At 69.6% G+C, this 18779-nt stretch carries 9 protein-coding genes and 1 tRNA gene; 5 read left to right on the top strand and 5 right to left on the bottom strand.

Features of this window, described 5'->3' with window-relative positions; all coding sequences use genetic code 11:
* Positions 1-22: 22 nt before the first annotated feature.
* Together AAG816_RS09730 and AAG816_RS09725 are read left to right on the top strand one after the other, a co-directional pair.
* Positions 23-1120, top strand: a complete 1098-nt coding sequence (locus tag AAG816_RS09730) for a tetratricopeptide repeat protein (RefSeq protein WP_341989407.1) — start codon at positions 23-25, stop codon at positions 1118-1120.
* An 86-nt stretch (positions 1121-1206) separates the two neighbouring features.
* A complete protein-coding gene (locus AAG816_RS09725; RefSeq protein WP_341989406.1) occupies positions 1207-1524 on the top strand; it encodes a YbaB/EbfC family nucleoid-associated protein in 318 nt (105 codons plus the stop codon).
* Between the two features lie 16 nt (positions 1525-1540).
* Here AAG816_RS09725 and AAG816_RS09720 read toward each other — a convergent pair whose 3' ends face one another.
* Both AAG816_RS09720 and AAG816_RS09715 read right to left on the bottom strand, forming a co-directional pair.
* A complete protein-coding gene (locus AAG816_RS09720) occupies positions 1541-1939 on the bottom strand; it encodes a group III truncated hemoglobin (RefSeq protein WP_341989405.1) in 399 nt (132 codons plus the stop codon).
* Positions 1936-3114, bottom strand: a complete 1179-nt coding sequence (locus tag AAG816_RS09715; protein WP_341989404.1) for an HPP family protein — start codon at positions 3112-3114, stop codon at positions 1936-1938. Before AAG816_RS09715 ends, AAG816_RS09720 begins: the two co-directional genes overlap by 4 nt.
* 248 nt (positions 3115-3362) lie before the next feature.
* On the opposite strand from AAG816_RS09715, the gene recR reads away from it, so the two are divergent.
* Entirely contained in the window at positions 3363-3968 is a 606-nt protein-coding gene (recR, locus tag AAG816_RS09710) for a recombination mediator RecR (protein ID WP_341989403.1), read from the top strand.
* Between the two features lie 538 nt (positions 3969-4506).
* Complete coding sequence (locus tag AAG816_RS09705) at positions 4507-5526, top strand: NADP-dependent oxidoreductase (RefSeq protein ID WP_341989402.1); 1020 nt, start codon at positions 4507-4509, stop codon at positions 5524-5526.
* A gap of 31 nt (positions 5527-5557) precedes the next feature.
* On the opposite strand, the gene AAG816_RS09700 is transcribed toward AAG816_RS09705, so the two are convergent.
* A complete protein-coding gene (locus tag AAG816_RS09700) occupies positions 5558-6376 on the bottom strand; it encodes a hypothetical protein (protein ID WP_341989401.1) in 819 nt (272 codons plus the stop codon).
* Positions 6377-6634: 258 nt separating this feature from the next.
* On the opposite strand from AAG816_RS09700, the gene AAG816_RS09695 reads away from it, so the two are divergent.
* Positions 6635-16861, top strand: coding sequence for a hypothetical protein (locus tag AAG816_RS09695; RefSeq protein ID WP_341989400.1), 10227 nt, complete (start codon positions 6635-6637; stop codon positions 16859-16861).
* 635 nt (positions 16862-17496) lie between these two features.
* On the opposite strand, the gene AAG816_RS09690 is transcribed toward AAG816_RS09695, so the two are convergent.
* Together AAG816_RS09690 and dapD are read right to left on the bottom strand one after the other, a co-directional pair.
* Positions 17497-17586 (bottom strand) — tRNA-Ser (locus AAG816_RS09690).
* Between the two features lie 299 nt (positions 17587-17885).
* A complete protein-coding gene (dapD, locus tag AAG816_RS09685; RefSeq protein WP_341989399.1) occupies positions 17886-18752 on the bottom strand; it encodes a 2,3,4,5-tetrahydropyridine-2,6-dicarboxylate N-succinyltransferase in 867 nt (288 codons plus the stop codon).
* Positions 18753-18779: the final 27 nt, after the last annotated feature.

The following is an 18779-nucleotide window of genomic DNA, read 5'->3' as shown; positions in this document are numbered from 1 at the left end:
GTCCGGTGGGGGCGCCAGATTGATGCGGGAACAGGTCTTCAGGGCGCCTGAGTTCGAGGTCGTGCGGGTGCCGGGCGCCGATGACGGCCCGGTGTTCGTGACCTTCGATTCGCTGGGCGATCCCCTCCCGCCGGGCCGTGCGGGATTTGGCGAGGCCTTCCTGGCCAAGCACGGCTTCGAGACCTACCACGTCATCCACACCACCAATGCGTGGTATCAATATCCGCAGATGCGGACAGCGCTGGACCAGGTGCGCGCACGGATCGCGCCAGAGCGCCCGGTCATCACCTATGGCAGCAGCATGGGCGGCTATGCCGCCTATCGCTTTTCCGGTGTGCTGAATGCGGCGCGGGTGATCGCCTTTTCCCCGCAATACAGCATCGACCCGGCGCGGGTGCCCTGGGAGCGGCGGTGGCGCCGGTTGGCCGAAGGGCTGCCACAGCTCTGGGACCAGTTGCCGGTGGGCGCGCAGGCCGAGGCGTTTCTATTCTACGATTCCAAGGCGCAGGACCGGCGCCATGCCCGGCTGATCGGTCGGGAGATGCGCGCCCGCCCTGTGCGCCTGCCCGATGGCGGGCATCCCTGCATCACGTTGCTGCAGGAGCTGGGGCTGCTCGGGCCGACGATCCGCGCCATCGCCGCCGGCCGCTTCGATCCCGCCGCATGCGAGGTCAGGGTGCGCGCGCTGCGGGACACCTCGGCGCGCTATCTCTCCACCCGCGCCCTGCGCCTGCCGCGTCTGGCCGGCCCGCGGCGGCTGGCCCTCGCCGCACAAGCGGTGGCCTTGGCGCCGAACGATCCCTGGTACCTTGTGGCCCATGGCCGGGTGCTGGCGGCCCATGGCGCCTGGGCGGAAGCGGAGGTGCGCTTTGCCGAGGCGATGGCCCTGCTGCCGGACCATATTCCGCTGTTGTTTGAATACCGGCGCTTCCTGATGAAGGCGGGTCGCTGGGACGAGGCGGAAGCGGCGGTGATGCGGGCCATGGAGCTGAGCCCGCACGCATTGTCCTATCCGCGCGAGATCAGCGCGATCCGCGCCGCCCGCGCCCATGCGGCCCGGCCGGCGGTGGTGCGGCTGCTGTCCCGGCTGGTCCGGCGCGACGCGCTGCGCGGCCTGTGACACCGCCGCCGGGCTGGACATCCGCGCGCGGGGCCGCTCTAAACCAGCACGATATTCCGTTCACCACGCGCTCCGGGAGACCCACCATGGACATCATGGGCATGATGAAGCAGGCCAAGGAACTGCAGGGCCGCATGCAGCAGATTCAGGCCGAACTGGAGACCGTCGAGGTGGACGGCGCCGCCGGCGGCGGGCTGGTGAGCGTGCGCGTGACCGCCAAGGGCGCGGTGAAGGCGATCCGCATCGACCCCAGCCTGCTCAAGCCCGACGAGGGCGAGATCCTGGAAGACCTGCTGGTGGCGGCGCTGGCCGATGCCCGCGGCAAGGCCGAGAAGGTGCTGGCGGAAAAGATGAAGGATCTCACCGGCGGCTTGCCGATCCCGCCGGGCCTCAACCTGTTCTGACAGGGCGGGCGGCGCCTCACAGCGGCGCGCCAGCCTCCTGCGGCCGGAAGGGAAACAGCCCGGCCTTGAGGCTTTGCGCGATCTGGAGTGCCTTCTGGTCGAACAGCGCCGCCGCTTCGGGGGTGAAGATGTCCCCCGTGGTGGCGCGCCACAGGCCCAACCACACCGCAAACAGCTCCGGCTGGAGCGGCAGCGCCTTGTGGACCGCGAAGGGATTGCCCTTGTAGCGGCCGCTGCGCAGCATCACCGACGACCAGAAGGCCTTGAGGGTGGCCATGTGCGTGGGCCAATCCTCCACCGCCGCCGTGAACACCGGGCCGAGCTGGGCATCTGCCCGCGCCCGGGCATAGAAGGTGTCCACCAGGCGGGCGATGGTGGTCTCGTCGATGGTGCCGGTGCGGGCCAGGCCGGTCATGAGGCGCGGGCCGTGGCGGCTGCGCCGGTCATCGCGCGGTCGGCGCCCCGGTCGTGGATCAAGGCGGTGATCAGGTCCGCCTGGCTGACGATGCCCGCCAACTGGCCATTGTCGTCCACCACGGGAAGGTGGTGCAGCCCGCTCTGGGCCATCAAGGGGGCCAGGGTGGCGATGCGGGTCTGGGGCGTCACGGTGTGCACGAGCGTGGTCATGATTTCTCCCACCACGGCATCAAGCGCCCGGCCGCGCTGAAGCGACTGGCGCGCCCGCCGCAGGAAGCCGAGGCGCGGCCCCTTGCTGCTCCACTCCACTTTGTCCAGCAGATCGGTCTGGGTCAACACGCCCACCACGCGGGCGGTCTCCGTGGTCACCGGCAGCACCTTGATGCGGCCGGAGCGCAGCAGGGCGAAGGCCTCGCTGATCGGGGTTCCCGGCGACACCGCAAGCGCATCGCGGGTCATGATGTCGGCGCAGGTGATTTCGCCCGAGCGGCGCTGAAAGGCGCGGACCTGCGCCCGCTGCAGCAGGTCTTCCAGGTCCGCAGGGTCCACGTCGAGCAATTCGCCATAGTCGCTCAGCGCGGCGGCGACGTCCGCGCGCGAGACGCCGAGGGCCGGCTGGGCCGGCGGGTCCTGCGCCGGTGCCGCGGGCGCGGCGAGATGGGGATAGCGCCGCCCGGTGAGCGGGTTGAATGCCAGCGCCACCGCCAGCAGGATGGCCGAATTCAGCAGCACCGGGACCAGCACGAAGCCATAACCGGCCGCGGTCACCGCCGGTCCGCCGAGCACGGCGGTGAGGGCCACCGCGCCGCTGGGCGGGTGCACGCAGCGTAGCGACAGCATCAGCGCCAGCGCAACGCCCACCGCCACGGCGGCGGCCAGGAACGGGCTGGTGATCCAGGTCGCCGCCGTCACCCCGACCAGCGCGGCCACCAGATTGCCGCCGAGGATCGACCAGGGTTGGGCCAGCGGGCTGGCGGGGACCGCGAACAGCAGGACGGCGGATGCGCCCATGGGGGCGATCAGCAGCGGCACCGCGGCGCTCTCCCCCAACGCCAGCCGGGTGACGAGGCCGGTGAGCAGAATGCCGATCAGGGCGCCCACCCCCGCCCGGACCCGCTCGGCAATGCTCACCGATCCAAGGGCCGGGATCAGGCGCAACAGCAGTGGGTGCACGGAAAATCCTCCTGCGGCGCCCGTGCGGTCTCGGCATGGGCCCCGACGACAGCCGGCCATCCCGCGCCTGTCGCACGCTATTTGCATAAATTTGTAGCAGCTTGCCCGCCGTGCAGGCAAGAAACTCTGGCATTCCCCATGCCAGATACAGGCCGCTGCGCGGGGAGGGCCTGCGTCGGTGCGTTGGTTGGCGCGGGCGGCGGGGCGCGCTACATCTGGGGCTGCCCCTCACAAGAGTGCTCCCCTCCATGTCCCGAGCGGTCGCCGGCCCTGAAATCGAGCGCCTGATCCAATTGCTAGCCCGCCTGCCGGGGCTGGGGCCGCGCTCGGCGCGGCGGGCGGCGCTGCATCTGATCAAGAAGCGCGAGACCCTGATGGCGCCGCTGGCCGCGTCTTTGGGCGAGGCGCTGGGCAAGATCGTGGTGTGCCGGGTCTGCGGCAATGTGGATACCCGCGATCCCTGCACCGTCTGCACCGATCCGCACCGCGATCCCCATGTGCTGGTGGTGGTGGCGGATGTGGCGGACCTGTGGGCCCTGGAGCGCGCCAGCGCCATCAATGCCAGATATCACGTGCTCGGCGGCGTGCTCTCGCCTTTGGACGGCATCGGCCCGGACGACCTCAACCTCGGCTCGCTTCTGGCGCGGGTCCGGGACGGCCATGTGGGCGAGGTGATTCTGGCGCTGGGGGCGACCGTGGATGGCCAGACCACCGCCCATTACATCACCGACCTGTTGCGCGAGACGGCGGTGAAGGTCTCGCGCCTCGCCCAGGGCGTGCCGGTGGGCGGGGAACTGGATCATCTGGACGAGGGCACCTTGTCCGCCGCCATCCGCGCGCGCACCGCGCTCTAAGCGTTTTCGAGCGAAGGGGTTTCCGGTGGGGTAAGGAAAACGCAGGGGACGCAGATGAGGGCGTACACCGTCCCAGATGTACCATCTCCCGTGCCCGGTCGGCGCCGAAGGTGCCCACCGCAGCTTGAGTGAGCAGGTCCGGCAACGGCGCGGCATCCTCGAGGCCGCTGGCCTCTCCAGCGACCTGTCGGCGCACCGCGGATCGTTCGCCGCCTTGAGGCATCCGGCGTGAGGCTTCAGCGCGAGAGATCACGGCCGCGGGCGAAAAAACTGATCACGCGCTCAGGTGCGTCCGCGCTGCGAAACGATCGATCGACTGGAAATCTCGTCTTTCATCGGCGGCGGCGGGGCGTCGGCAGGGATGCGGCTCGTCGCACCCTGGGAGCCGATCCAGCCAAAGGTATGCGTCCGAGCAGTCAGTTCCACGGCATGCGGGCTCGGGACGAGAAATTAATAAATGGCTATCAGAAATGTTTCATCTCATAATCCATTCCAATTATAGCGGTATCATTTTCAAGTATTAACGAAAGACCAGGGCATGACCGAAAGCAACCGCCGTATCCTCCTGGCGAGCCGTCCCACCGGCAAGCCGACGGCCGAGAATTTCAAGCTCGTGAGCGCCCCGCTCCCCGCGCCCGGCGAGGGCGAGGTTCTGCTCAGGATCCTCTTCCTGTCATTGGACCCCTATATGCGCGGGCGGATGAACCCGGGAAAATCCTACGCCAAGCCCATCGAAATCGGCGATGTGATGGAAGGGGGAACGGTCGGACGGGTGGTGCGATCCCGTCATCCCGATTTCGCCGAAGGCGATGTGGTTCTCTCCCATTCCGGATGGGAGAGTTTCGCCGTGGCGGAGGGCGCGAGCCTGCGCAAGCTTGATCCCTCAGCCGCCCCGGTGAGCACCGCGCTGGGCGTTCTCGGCATGCCTGGCTTCACCGCTTATGCGGGACTGCTCACCATCGGCCAGCCCAAACCTGGCGAGACCGTCGTCGTGGCGGCCGCGAGCGGGGCCGTGGGGTCGGCGGTCGGGCAGATCGCCAAGATCAAAGGCGCCCGCGCCGTCGGCATTGCAGGCGGCGCGGAAAAGTGTGCGTTCGTGCGCGATGAACTTGGCTTCGATGCGGTGGTCGATCATCGTGCGGCCGATTTTCCCGCGCAGCTCAAGGCCGCCTGCCCGGACGGCATCGATGTGTATTTCGAGAATGTCGGCGGCCCGGTCTGGGACGCGGTCTTCCCGCTCCTGAATGACTTCGCGCGCGTGCCGGTCTGTGGGCTGATCGCCCAGTATAATGATGCGGCCCCGCGCCCCGGCCCCGACCGCCTCCCGGGAGTCATGCGTGAGGTTCTAAGCCGGAGCCTGCTCATTCGCGGCTTCATCCAGCGCGAATTCTCCGATCAGCGACCGGCCTTCGCCAAGGAGGTGGCGGCGTGGATCGCATCCGGCCAAGTCCGGTACAAGGAGGATATCGTGGATGGCCTGGAGGCGGCGCCGGAGGCGTTCATCGGATTGCTGGACGGCCGCAACTTCGGCAAGCTGGTGGTGCGCGTCGCGGCGTGATGACGGCCATGGCGACGCTCCGGCCGGTGCGTCACACGTCGATGGCGTAGCAGATGACGGCGAAGATCACCGCATAGAATCGCTCGATGACCGCCTTGAGCTCGGCCGTTCCGGCATAGCCCAGGCGGGGGCCATGGAAGACGGCGAGGTGGTTGCGCTGCGCCGTTTGCAGGACATGGCTGGCATGGGCGCGTGACACGGAAAAGGTCCGGGACGCGTCCGCCACGGTCACCGTCCCCCCGGGGCTCCCGGCAAGATACAACGCCAGGAGCATGGCGATCCCCGCATCCCGCTCCGCGAAGGCGTGCAGGGCCGGAACAAGATCGAGCAGGCGCAGGCCGGTGCGGAACAGTTCCGCCAGCCGGCCGGTGCAGCGCGACAGAAATACGTCCGACGGCAAGGCCTCGGCACGGCGCACGGCGTCGGCATCCATGATGGCGATGGCCTGCAGCAAGCTCATCCAGCGCTCGTGATGGAGGTTGAGCAGCGCCTGCGTGGGTTGCAGGCGCTTTTCACGCTCGTCCACATCGCATGCCGCCACCAGGAAGTTTCCGAAGCGCAACGCGGCGAGGAAGGCCGTCACGCGGCCGCCGCTGCAGATGTCGTAGCGCAGCGCCTCGCGCCGGATCCGCCCGGCGGTCACCCCGCGCCCGCCGCATTCGTTGAGGTGCAGATCCAGCAGCAGCAAGGCGAGCAGGAACCGGCCCCGATCGTTCAGCAGCCGGTTGCGCAGCCAGCTGCCGTTGAAGCGCGCCAAGGCGAGCCCGGCGGCGAGGGAAGTGGCGTCAGGGAGAAGCGGGTGTGCCTGGAAGCGATCGACGGCCCCGCCGCCAAACAATGGACTATGCACAATCGGAACTCCTCAACCATGGGCTGCACCATGGCGCCGGCAAGCATCAGGCAATAATCCCCGCATATCAGAAAGTGACGTTGCCTTCACGCGAGGCCATCGCCAGTGAAGAAACGGCTGTTCCGTTGGGTGCGTGGCTGCGGGCGAGCTGCAGGTGTTGCGTGGGGCGCATCTGAGACGTGGGGTTGTGCGATGGCGCGTCTTGGGGGGCTGGACCATCGCAGGTCGACGCGCTCATATCCGCATGTCCTCGCGCTGATGATCGCCCTCGCCGGGGCCTGCGCCACCGGCCCGGCGGCGGCACAGACCAGCAATGTCACGCTTGGTCCCAGCTATCTCAACAACAATCAGGGGTCGGGCAGCGCGGGCAGCTATGGTTACGGCTGTCCGCAAAATGGCTTGGTGGCCAATGTCGGTGGCGGCCATGGCGGCGCCGCCGGGCCCACGATCACCGAGACCTATACGGATTCGCTAAGCGCCGGTGCCTCTTATGCGGGGACATTTGCCATCGCGGGCAGCACCGGCGGTGCCGGTGGCCATGGCGGCAACAGCAGCGATTCCGTCATCTGTACGGGAGCAAACTCGAATGGCGGCTCGGGCGCCAATGGGAGCGCCGGGGGCACCGTCCAGATCACGACCACGGGCGGGTCAGGGAATTATTTCTCCGGTACCGGCATCTACGTCTACAGCGCCGGCGGCGCCGGCGGCACCGGGGGGAGCACGGACACCGACAACGGCCAAGGTGGGGGCGGCGGCACCGGGGGAACGGGCGGCCTGGCCCAGTTGACCAATTCAACGCCCGTCACCACGACGGCATCCGGGGCCGTTGGCCTTGCCGTGATCAGCCTCGGCGGCAATGGCGGCGCCGGTGGCGGGGGAGGCCCCGGCGGCAAAGGCGGCAATGGTGGCGCCGGCGGGGACGGCGGAAGCGTTGTCGTCAAAAATACCGCCGCCATCGAGGCCCAGCAGGCCATCGTGATCTATGCCCAGAGCGTCGGCGGCTACGGCGCCAGCGGCGGCGGTGGCGGAAACGGCTATTGGATCTTTACTGGCAGCGGCTCCGGCGGCGACGGCGGGTATGGGGCGGGAGCCGGAACCGTCAGCGTCACCAATTCCGGTGCCCTGGTATCCGCGGGGCTGGGATCGCGCGGCATTGAAGCCCAGTCCGTGGGCGGCGCCGGCGGCGATGCCGGCGTTTCCTCGGGGCTGAATGCGATCGGCGCCAATGGTGGCCCGGCGGGGAACGGCAGCAGCGTCACGGTCAACAATACCGGCACCATCACGCTCACCAACGCCTCGGCCGTCGGCATCGCCGCGCAATCCATCGGCGGCGGCGGCGGCACCGGTGGATTGGCGTTCAGCAGCGGCGTGACCGGAGTCCTGGTCGGCGGCAGCGAAACCGGGGGCGATGGCGGCGGCGGCGGTGCCGCCGGAAGCGTGTTGGTCACCAATACCGCGCAGATCTGCACCGGAAATTCCTGCAATGGCGGCGCGGCGCCCAGCAGCAGTGCGGGCGGCGCGTTTGGCATCCAGGCGCAATCCATCGGTGGTGGCGGCGGCAATGGCGGATTTGGCGTGGCGGCGTCCATTGCCGGCGCCTCCATCGCCATGGGTGGCGCAGGCGGCGATGGCGGCGCGGGCGGCCTGGTCTCCGTCACCAATACCGGCAGCATCGCCACGCAGGAAATCAACTCCCCCGCCATCGTGGCCCAGTCCATCGGCGGTGGCGGCGGAACGGGCGGCGGCGCGGTGGCGCTGTCGCTGAGCCTGACGACCGGCGCCTCGATCACCCACGGCGGTTCGGGCGGCTCGGGCGGTGCTGCCGGTGCGGTGACCGTGAACTGCACCAGCGGGGATGCCGGCGCCAACTATGGCGCCGCCTGCAACACCTCCGGCGCGCTGATGCTGAGTGCGTTCAACGGCGGCGCCATCACCACCGACGGCACCGGCTCGGCGGGCATTGTGGCCCAGTCCATCGGCGGCGGCGGCGGGCATGGCGGCTATTCCGTCTCGCTGTCCGGCAGCGAAATCGCGGCCTTCTCCTTCGCCGTGGGCGGCTCCGGCGGCTCGGGCGGCAATGGCGGCAACGCCTTCGCGGGGACCGGCGGGGTCAACATCACCACTTCTGGCACGGACTCGCCCGGTGTCGTGGCCCAGTCCATCGGCGGCGGCGGCGGCAATGCCGGGGCCAGCATCGCCGGCAGCATTGCGGAGGGGGCCTCCGTCGCCCTGGCCATCGGGAGCAAGGGCGGCTCCGGCGGCTATGGTGTCACGGCCTCGGCCATCAACCAGGGCAGCAACATCACCACAACGGGGGATCGTTCGCCCGGCCTTCTCGCCCAGTCCATCGGCGGTGGCGGCGGCAATGGCGGCGCCGCCATTTCGGTGACCGCGGGTGAGGTGGCGGCGGTGAGCCTCGCGCTCGGCGGAACGGGTGGCACAGGTGGCACCGGCGGCTGGGCCTATGCCTATAACAAGACCGATTCCGGCGCCGCCGGCTCCGCCAACATCTCCACCAGCGGCTACCAGTCCAGCGCCATCGCCGTCCAGTCCATCGGCGGCGGCGGCGGTAATGGCGGCTACACCACCTCGCTCACGCTCTCGCTCGGCCCGACGCTCGGCGCGAGCATTGGCGGGCTCGGCGGCAGCGGCAACTATGCCAACACCGTCTACATCGAGAATGCGGGGGGCACCCTCAGCGCGGCCGGCGGCGGGGCGGCGATCATCCTTGGCCAGTCCATCGGCGGCGGCGGCGGCAATGGCGGCTTTGCCGCCAGCGGCAATGCGAGCCTCGAGGGCGCGACCAGCCTGGCCGTGGGCGGCAGCGGCGGCGCCGGTTCCTCCGCCAACACGGTCACCATCACCAACGACGGCAACATCGTCTCGCCCGCCACGGTGACGCAGACCACGTCGGAGCAGGTGGCGACCACCACCTATACGACTGAGCAGGTGATCACTGGCTATCACATGGTTTATGTGTGTACCGACTATTGCTATACAGAAGAGCAGCCGACCTACGGGACGGAGCAGGTTGCGACGACCACCTATTCCACCGTGACCACCACGTCGACGGTGGCCAGCGGCGCGGCCACCTATGGCAATGCGCCCGGCATCCTGGGCCAGTCCATCGGCGGTGGCGGTGGGTCCGGCGGCTTCGCGGTGGGCGGCTCGGTTTCGGGATCATTCACCGCCAGCCTGGAGGTGGGCGGCTCTGGCGGCACGGGCGGCACCGGCGGCGCGGTCACCATCACCAACAGCGCAAACGTCACCCTGGTGGGGCCGCTGTCGGCCGGGCTCGTCGGCCAGTCGCTTGGCGGAGCCGGTGGCACCGGCGGCTTTGCGGTGGCCGCGGGCCTGTCGTCGGGCGCCAGCGCCACCACCACCATCGGCGGTGGCGGCGGGGCCGGCGGCACGGCCGGCGCGGTGAGCATCAGCCAGCTCAGCGGCACCATCTCCACCGCCGGCCAACAGTCTCCCGCCATCATCGCCCAGTCCATCGGCGGCGCCGGCGGCAGCGGCGGTTGGGATATTGCCGGTTCGCTGGCCGGGGCCGGAGCGGCCAGCGTCGGACTGGGCGGCAGCGGCGGCGGCGGTGGCACGAGCGGGGACGTTCAGGTGAGCGCCGACGGCGGCTTGACCACTAATGGCCTGATTTCGCCGGGCATCCTGGCCCAGTCCATCGGCGGTAATGGCGGCAATGGCGGCTTCAGCGCCGCTGCGGCGGGGTCCATTGTCTTTGCCTCGGACGTCACCCTGGGTGGTGGCGGCGGCTCGGGCGGCAGCGCGGGCACCGTCACCGTGACCGCCACCAATTTGATCATCACGCTGCTGTCCCAGTCGCCGGGCATCCTGGCGCAATCCATCGGCGGCTCGGGCGGCAATGGCGGCTTCGCCATCGCCGGCTCCGGTGCCACCGGCGGCGGCGATGCCAAGGTATCGGTGGGCGGCGCGGGCGCCACCGGCGGTGGCGGCGGGGCCGGCGAGAATGCGGGCAATGTCAGCGTCACCGCCGCCAGCATCTCCACCCAGGGCTATCAGTCGGTGGGTATCCTGGCGCAGTCCATCGGTGGCGCCGGCGGTAATGGCGGATCGAGCCGCGCCTTCAGTCTGTCGGGCGCAGGGTCCGAAGTGGACGGCTATTCCGCCGCGGTCGCGGTGGGCGGCAGCGGCGCCTCCGGCGGTTCCGGCGGTACGGTGAACGTGACCCAGACCGGCACCGTGCAGGTGGGCACCAGCACGCTGGGCAATGATCTGGCGCCGGGCATTCTGGCGCAATCCATCGGCGGCTCCGGCGGCAATGCCGGCTCGGCCGATGCCAATGCCATCGCCAGCACCGGGTCGGTGGCGGTGGCCATCGGTGGCGGCGGCGCCACTGGCGGCACCGGCGGCACGGTCACCGTCTCCAGCAACAAAGATCTCACCTATAACAGCGTCATCACCTATGGCGCGCAGTCCGCAGCCATCATCGCCCAATCCATCGGCGGCGGCGGCGGCAATGGCGGCTGGTCGCAGGCCACCGCCTCCAGCAATCAATATGCGGCAGGGATCGCCATCGGCGGCTTTGGCGCGGGTGGCGGTGCGGGCGGCACGGTGACTGTCACCACCGGCGGCGCGCTCACCACCTACGGCGCCAATTCCGACGGCATCTTCGCCCAGTCCGTCGGCGGCGGCGGCGGCAATGGCGGGGCGGCTTCCACCAACACCAGTGCCGGCCAGGGCAGCGAGTTGCAGGGGGGCGTCACATCGGTGGCGGGTGCCGGCGCGGCCAATACCGTCGCCGGCGTCTCCTCGGCGGCGTCCTCCTTCTCCTCGTCCAGCTCCAGCGCCAACAGCGCCAAGTCCGACCAGCCGGCCAACGGCATCGCCGTCTCACTGGCCATCGGCGGCACGGCGGGCCAAGGCGGCAGCAGCAACCAGGTGTCGGTCACGTCCGTCTCGAGCATCATCACCTACGGCACCTTGTCGGATGGCATTTTCGCCCAGTCGGTGGGCGGCGGCGGCGGTAACGGCGGCTCGGCCTCCAGCAATGCGGACGGCAGTTCCTATGCAGCCTCGGTGAGTCTCGGCGGTGCGGCCGGCACCGGCGGAACCGGCGGCTTGGTCACGGTGACCGCCAGCGGCAACATCCAGACCCGGGGCCAGCAGGCGGCGGGCATCTTCGCCCAGTCCGTGGGCGGCGGCGGCGGCAGCGGCGGCTCATCGTCCAGCACCACCGCCGGCGGGCAAGCGGCGGTCACCTTCGCCCTCGGCGGCCTCGGCGGCGATGGCGCCACGGGCAACACCGTCACCGTGACCAGCGGCAGCACGGCGGCCACGACCTATATCAATACGCTCGGAGCGGAGGCGGTCGGCCTGTTCGCGCAGTCGGTGGGCGGCGGCGGCGGCACTGGCGGCTCCACCACCGTCGCGGCCAGTGCGCCCGGCACCCAGTCCACCAGCGGCTCCACCACCAAAGCCTCCACCGGTGCCGTCAGCGGCAGCGCCAGCGGCACCCAGACCACCTCCAGCGCCGGGCAGAGCGGCGGCAATGGCGCGAGCCAGGCCAGCGGCAACGGCAGCCAGAACACCACCACCGGCGGCAATGCCCTGGCCATGGGCCTGGGCGGGTCTGCGGGCAGCGGCGGCACCGGCGGCGCGGTCACCGTGACCAATTATGCCGCGATCCTCACCGGCATTCCGCTGGCCGGGGCCAGCGCGCCCACGGTTGCGTCGGACAATTCAGCGGCCTTGTTCGCCCAGTCCGTGGGCGGCGGCGGCGGCAATGGCGGGTCGAGCACCGCCAACGCCTCGGCCAATGAACACAGCGTCTCGCTGTCCATGGGCGGCAGTGGCAGTTCGGGCGGCGATGGCGGCACGGTGACCGTGATGACCTTGGGCACCTTGCAGACCGCCGGCAACAATTCCAGCGCCCTGGTGGCGCAGTCGATCGGTGGCGGCGGCGGCAATGGCGGTTCGTCATCCACCACCAGTTCCTCCGGCGGCACCATGTCCCTGGCGCTGGGGCTCGGCGGCTCGGGCAGCGGCGGCGGGGCCGGCGGCACCGTTGCTGTGACGGTGAACGGACCGATCACCCTGAACGGCTATTCCGGCATCGCCACCTCGGGAGCCACCGCTTACGGCATCTTCGCCCAGTCGGTGGGTGGCGGCGGCGGGTCCGGCGGGGCGCTGATCGCAGCGGCCACGGGCGGCAGCACCAGCGACAGCTCCAGCGCATCGTCCAGCGCGTCCAGCACGGGAACCTCCACCTCCAATTCCAACGGCGTGGCGCTGGCCATGGGCCTGGGCGGGTCCGGTGGTGGCGGCGGTGCGGGCGGGCAGGTGAGCGTCATCTCCTCTGCACCTATTACCACCCTGGGCGCCACGTCCTACGGTCTGTTCGCCCAGTCGGTGGGCGGCGGCGGCGGCGCGGGCGGGGCCAGCACCACCAATGCCAACAGCGGCACGTATGCGCTAAGCCTGGGGCTGGGTGGTTCAGGCGGCACCGGCGGCATCGGCGGGACGGTCGGTGTCACGCAATATTCCACCATCACCACCAGTGGCAGCAATGCCTATGGCATCTTCGCCCAGTCGATCGGCGGCGGCGGTGGAGCGGCGGGGGCGGCCAATGCCACCTCCGCCAGCGGCGGAAATGCAAACCTATCGATGGCGCTCGGCGGCTCGGGGAGCACCGGCCAACTGGGCGGCGGTGTGAACGTGTACGTCCAAGGCGGCATTTCCACCTCTGGCGCCGGCGCCACCGGGATCCTCGCCCAGTCGGTGGGCGGCGGCGGCGGCTCCGCCGGCTCCAGCCACACCAGCGCGTCCAATGGCAAGACCGCGGCCTCGCTCAGCATCGGCGGCGCGGGAGGAACGGGCAATGATGGCGGCGCGGTGAGCGTGAACGACGCCAGTTCCTTGGCCACCACCGGCGCCAATGCGGCGGGGATCATTGCCCAGTCGGTGGGCGGCGGCGGCGGGGTGGGCGGTTCGTCCACGGGCGGGGCCAGCGGCGGCGGCACTGTCACCACCGCGCTTGCCGTGGGCGGCTCGGGTGGGGCGGCCGGAGACGGCGGCACCGCCTTTCTCACCTATAATGGGAGTGGCGCCGCCATCGTGCTGTCCACCTCGGGGGCGAATGCCTATGGCCTCGTCGCCCAGTCGGTGGGCGGCGGCGGCGGCATCGGCGGTGTCACCAATGGCAGCGTCAACGGCTCCAGCGACGTGACCGCCAGCTTCGCGCTGGGCGGCACTGGGAGCGCGGGCGGGGCGGGCGGGGCGGTAACCCTGAACACCGGCTACGGCACCGTCGTCACCACCAGCGGCGCCGGTGGCATTGGCCTGCTCGCCCAATCCATTGGCGGCGGCGGCGGGGCCGGCGGCACCAGCGATGTGGTGGCCGCAGGCAGCACCAGTGCGCAGGGCGCAACCTACGCCGGCGGCATTGCCCTCGGCGGCAATGGCGGCGCGGGCGGGATCGGCGGCACCGTGACCGTCTCCAATGTGATGAACACCTATACCACCGGGGCGTTCGCCCCCGCCGTGGTGGCGCAGTCCATTGCTGGCGGCGGCGGTGTCGCCTCCGGCGTGGCCGATGTGTCCGGCAATCTCGCCACCAGCAGCGTCACGCTCTCACTGGGCGGAACCAGCGGCGTCGGTGCGGACGCCAGCGAAGTGAGCCTCGCCAACTACGGCTACGTCTCCACGACGGGCGTGGAGTCCTATGGCGTGGTGGCCCAATCCATCGCCGGCGGTGGCGGCCTTGCCGGCGTGCTGATGAACGGCGACGGCAGCACGGCACTGACTTCCAGTTATACCGGCACCCTCGGCGCGTCGGGAAGCGGGAGCGGTGATGGGGGAACGGTGAGCCTCCTCATCAGCGATACGATCACCACGTCCGGCGCACGGGCCCTCGGGGGCGTGGCGCAGTCCATCGGCGGCGGCGGCGGCATCATCGGCCTGCCGGCGCAGAACCAATCGAGCACCGCGCTCAGTGGCACCGTGACCTTGGGCGGATCGGCGGGCGGTACCGGCGGCACCGTCTCGTTCACATTCAACGGCGGCCAGATCACCACCAGCGGCGCTTTCGCCCACGGCGTGATCGCTCAGTCCATCGGCGGCGGTGGCGGCATTGCCACGGTGCAGGCCAACACTCTCAACCTTGGCGGCAGCGGCGGTGGCGCCGGTGGTCAGGTCACCGTCACCACCGCAAACCCCATTGTCACCACCGGATCGGCGGCCCTTGGCATCATCGCCCAGTCCATCGGCGGTGGTGGCGGCATCGGGCAGGGCGCGGGCACGGTAAATTTCGCCGGCAGCGGCACGGCAGCGGATGGCGGCACCGTGGTGGTGACGGTCGGTGGCGCGGTTCAGACGTCCGGCACCAATGCGGTGGGCGTGCTGGCGCAATCCATCGGCGGCGGCGGCGGCGCGGCGTTCACCGACAATTCGGCCCTCACCAGCAACACCCCGGCCGGAAACGGCAGCGGCGGCACGGTGACCGTGCTGGTGAACGCGCCGATCATCGCCACCGGCGCTGGGGCCTATGGCCTCATCGCCCAGTCGGTGAACAATGGCGGCGGCCTGGTCATGAACGGCACCACCATGACGCTGGTCTCCGGCAGTGCGGCCACCAGCGGATATGTGAAGGTGACGCTGGGCAGCGGCGGTTCGGTGACCGCCACCGGGGCCGGCGCCACGGGCATCTCTGCGCAAGGCAATGCTGATCCTTTGATCACCATCGCGTCCGGCGCCTTCGTGATCGGCGGCGCGGGCGGCACCGGCATCACCAGCGACGGCGCCCAGACCATTCTCGACAACAATGGCTCGATCTCCACCGTGGATGGCGCCGACGGCCTCGCCCTCAAGACCGTCAACGGCTATGCGGCGGTGACCAATGGTGGCACGCTGCTGGGCAATCTGAGCCTCGCCAGCGGCGCGGCGAACACGGTGCAGAACCTGGCGTCCGGCATCATCCTCGCCGGTACGTCCCTCGACCTCGGCGGCACCGGCGTGCTCACCAATGCCGGCACGCTGAAGAGCGGCGCCACCGGCCTGTCCACCACTGTCCTTAACGGCTCCCTGGTGCAGACCGCCAGCGGAACATTGGTGGTGCGGGTGAGCCCGCAGACGGTCCAGTCCGATGCCTTCCGCATCACCGGGACGGCTTCTCTCGGCGGCACCCTGCGGCCGCAGATCGTCAATCCGGGCACGGTGGCGGCGGGCACCACCCAGACCGGGTTCGTGAGCGCGGACCAGGGCCTCTCGCTCGACGGCCTGCGCATCGCCGGCGATACGGCCGTGGTCACCTACGGTCTCTCCGGCCTCGGCAACGGCCTTGCCCTGAACACCACCATCAATTTCATGCCGGCGGGGCTCTCGGCCCATGGGCTCGAGATCGGGGCGGCGGTGACGGCGGTGCAGGCGCGGGGCAGTTCGCCCTTCTTCCAGGCGGTGGTGCCGCTGGTGCTGAATGCGCCGACGCTGTCCGCGCTGGACGGGTCCTATGGCATTCTGGGCGGCGATGCGGTGTCGCTGGTGCCGCAAGCCACCCTCAACCAGACCAGCATGGCGCTGGATGCCATCAACACCCAGATGGATCGCTGGCGGATCGGCACCCCGAGCGCGCGTCCGGGGCGCTCCGGCGGGGCGGGTGCGGGCACGGACGGCGAGACCAGCTGGCTCGCCCGCAATGCCTGGGCCACCACCATGGCCACGGCCAGCACCGGCGCGGGCCTGTCGGGCCAGGCCTATGGCGGCGCCATGGGGATCGACGGCGAATTGCCCGGTGCGCCCGTGCTGCTGGGCGCCGCGCTCAACCTCACCGACGGCCGGTTCAGCAACACCGCGCCCAGCGCATCGCTGGCCACCAGCTATGGCGGCCTCGGGGTCTATGGCATGGTGCGCCATGGCCCGGCCTATGTGTCCGGCATTGCCTATGGCGGCTATGGCAGCGCGACCCTGGATCGCAATCTCTACGCCCTCGGCCTGAACGGGCTCACCGCCACCGGTTTCCAGAGCGCCATCCTCGCCGGGCGGATCGAGGCGGGCTACACGTTCGACATTCCCGGCAGCACGGCGCACCTCACGCCTTATGCCGCGCTGCAGCCCATGCAGGTTTGGCAGGGCGGCACCTCGGACTATTTCGCCACCTTGTCCGGCGGACTGGCCTATGCCAACACCAGCATCACCGCCTTGCCCGCCTATCTGGGCATCCAGCTGGACGGCGCCGCGCGCATGGACCATGGCCTGCGCATCGCGCCGTTCCTGCGCCTGGCTTGGATGCATGACTTCCTGCCCAACCGGGAGGTGTCGCGCAGCTTCCTGGAACTGCCCGGCTTCAGCTTCGGCGGCAGCACCTTGCCCACTGTGAGCGATGCGGCGGTGGTGCATGCGGGCCTGCAACTGGCGGGGAGCGCCAATGTGAGCTTCACGGCGGCGTTCGACGGCCAGATCGCGTCCAGCTACAGCAGCTTCGGCGGGTCGGGGACGCTGAGGATCAGCTGGTGAGGGAAGGGCGCCGTCCGGGGGCGGACGGCGCGGGCTCATGGACGGCTCCTTTCCGCCTGCGGCGATCACTTCAGATCGGTGCGGACGATAATGGCCAACCGAGAAGCGCAGCTGGAGGAAACAAGAGCCGTGATACTGGCGCGCATAGCTGGGCGGCCATAAAGGAGGCCATACCGTCCTGCGGAACCTGCATAAGCCAACGGTATTTCAGGGAGCTGGCTGGCGAGCTGGCGGAACCGAAGCCTTGTCCCCATTGTGGCGGGCGCCTACCGGTGAGGATTGATGCCTTCTAAGGCCGTGCTTTTCGTCGGGGGCCTGGCGCTTCCCTGTGATTCTCATTCCAGCTTTGACTAGGAGCTCATCCGAACGGTCTATGGAGAGCGGCGATCCGAGGAAGGCGCCGCTCTCCTGTCCGAACGAGTACTGGAAGGTCCAAGGCACCCCGACAGGGTGCACGTCAAATTCCCGGCGCTGGGGCCGTCCAATGTCTGTGAGCTGCCGGGCGTGTATCGGCTCGACGGGCGATTCCTTCGCCGTCCGTGCCAACTACTAAATTGTCGCTAGGGCACACGCTGGGGTTGATGTTCCTGCACCCTGCAAAAACGCCTAGAAATCAATGACTTGATGGTATTAGCTGGCGGAGAGAGAGGGATTCGAACCCTCGATACGGTTGCCCGTATACACGCGTTCCAGGCGTGCGCCTTCAACCACTCGGCCACCTCTCCACAGCGCCGGCCTTGCGGCGGCGCGGAACTTTGTCTGGGTCGAAGGTGGCGCGCGCGCCCTCATGCGATCCATGACGCCGCCGGGCGAAAAGGTGCCCATGCGACCTTGTCAAAGCGGGAAAAAATCCCGGCGCCGGTTGAAGCGCCGCGCCCTGGCAAGGCGGCGGAATATAGCGGTTCAGAGCGCCCTGGCAAGCCGCTTTCCACTGGGAAATTTACCTGCACCCCATGCGATGCAAGGTTGGCTCCAGATCCGCCCTCCGAGCACCCCTTCACGGGGCCCGAAGGGCGGCCGACATTCAGTCGCGCAGCAGGTCGTTGATCGAGGTCTTGGCGCGGGTCTGGGCGTCCACGCGCTTCACGATCACCGCGCAATAGAGCGAGGGGCCGGGCGTGCCGTCCGGCAGCGGCTTGCCCGGCAGAGCGCCGGGCACGACGACGGAATAGGCCGGCACTTCGCCGATGAAGACCTCGCCGGTGGCCCGGTCGATGATCTTGGTGGAGGCGGAGATGAACACGCCCATGGACAGCACGCTGCCGCGGCGCACGATGACGCCCTCCACCACTTCCGAGCGGGCGCCGATGAAGCAGTCGTCCTCGATGATCACCGGGCCGGCCTGCAGCGGCTCCAGCACGCCGCCAATGCCCACGCCGCCAGACAGATGAACCTTCTTGCCGATCTGGGCGCAGGAGCCCACGGTCACCCAGGTGTCTACCATGGTACCTTCGCCTACATGGGCGCCCAGGTTCACGAAAGAGGGCATGAGCACCACATTCGGGGCGATATAAGCGGAGCGGCGGACGATGGCGCCGGGCACGGCGCGGAAGCCGCCGGCGCGGAACTCGGTGGCGGTCCAGTCGGCGAACTTGGACGGCACCTTGTCCCACCACGGCGCCCCGCCGGGGCCGCCGGCGATGATGTCCATGTCATTGAGCCGGAAGGACAAAAGCACCGCCTTCTTCAGCCATTGATTGACCTGCCAGGCGCCGTCCGCCAGCGGTTCGGCAACCCGGGCCGCCCCGGAATCCAGCAGCGACAAGGCGTGCTCCACCGCGTCGCGGACCTCGCCCGTGGTGGACGAATCGATCTCGCCGATGCGCGCGAAGGCGCCGTCGATGATCGTGGCCAGGCCCGGATCATCCGAGCGGAGAGTGGCATTGGACATGAAATTCCCCTTTTCAGACAACGTGTG

Source organism: Azorhizobium sp. AG788 (assembly GCF_943371865.1).
GTDB lineage: Bacteria > Pseudomonadota > Alphaproteobacteria > Rhizobiales > Xanthobacteraceae > Azorhizobium.
The sequence above is the reverse complement of the archived record's forward strand: the minus strand, read 5'-3'. Positions and strand labels throughout refer to the sequence as shown.

Coding starts and splice junctions, on each gene's coding strand:
- AAG816_RS09730 (WP_341989407.1), top strand. CDS start 23: ATGCGGGAACAGGTCTTCAGGGCGCCTGAGTTCGAGGTCGTGCGGGTG.
- AAG816_RS09725 (WP_341989406.1), top strand. CDS start 1,207: ATGGACATCATGGGCATGATGAAGCAGGCCAAGGAACTGCAGGGCCGC.
- AAG816_RS09720 (WP_341989405.1), bottom strand. CDS start 1,939: ATGACCGGCCTGGCCCGCACCGGCACCATCGACGAGACCACCATCGCC.
- recR (WP_341989403.1), top strand. CDS start 3,363: ATGTCCCGAGCGGTCGCCGGCCCTGAAATCGAGCGCCTGATCCAATTG.
- AAG816_RS09705 (WP_341989402.1), top strand. CDS start 4,507: ATGACCGAAAGCAACCGCCGTATCCTCCTGGCGAGCCGTCCCACCGGC.
- AAG816_RS09695 (WP_341989400.1), top strand. CDS start 6,635: ATGATCGCCCTCGCCGGGGCCTGCGCCACCGGCCCGGCGGCGGCACAG.
- dapD (WP_341989399.1), bottom strand. CDS start 18,752: ATGTCCAATGCCACTCTCCGCTCGGATGATCCGGGCCTGGCCACGATC.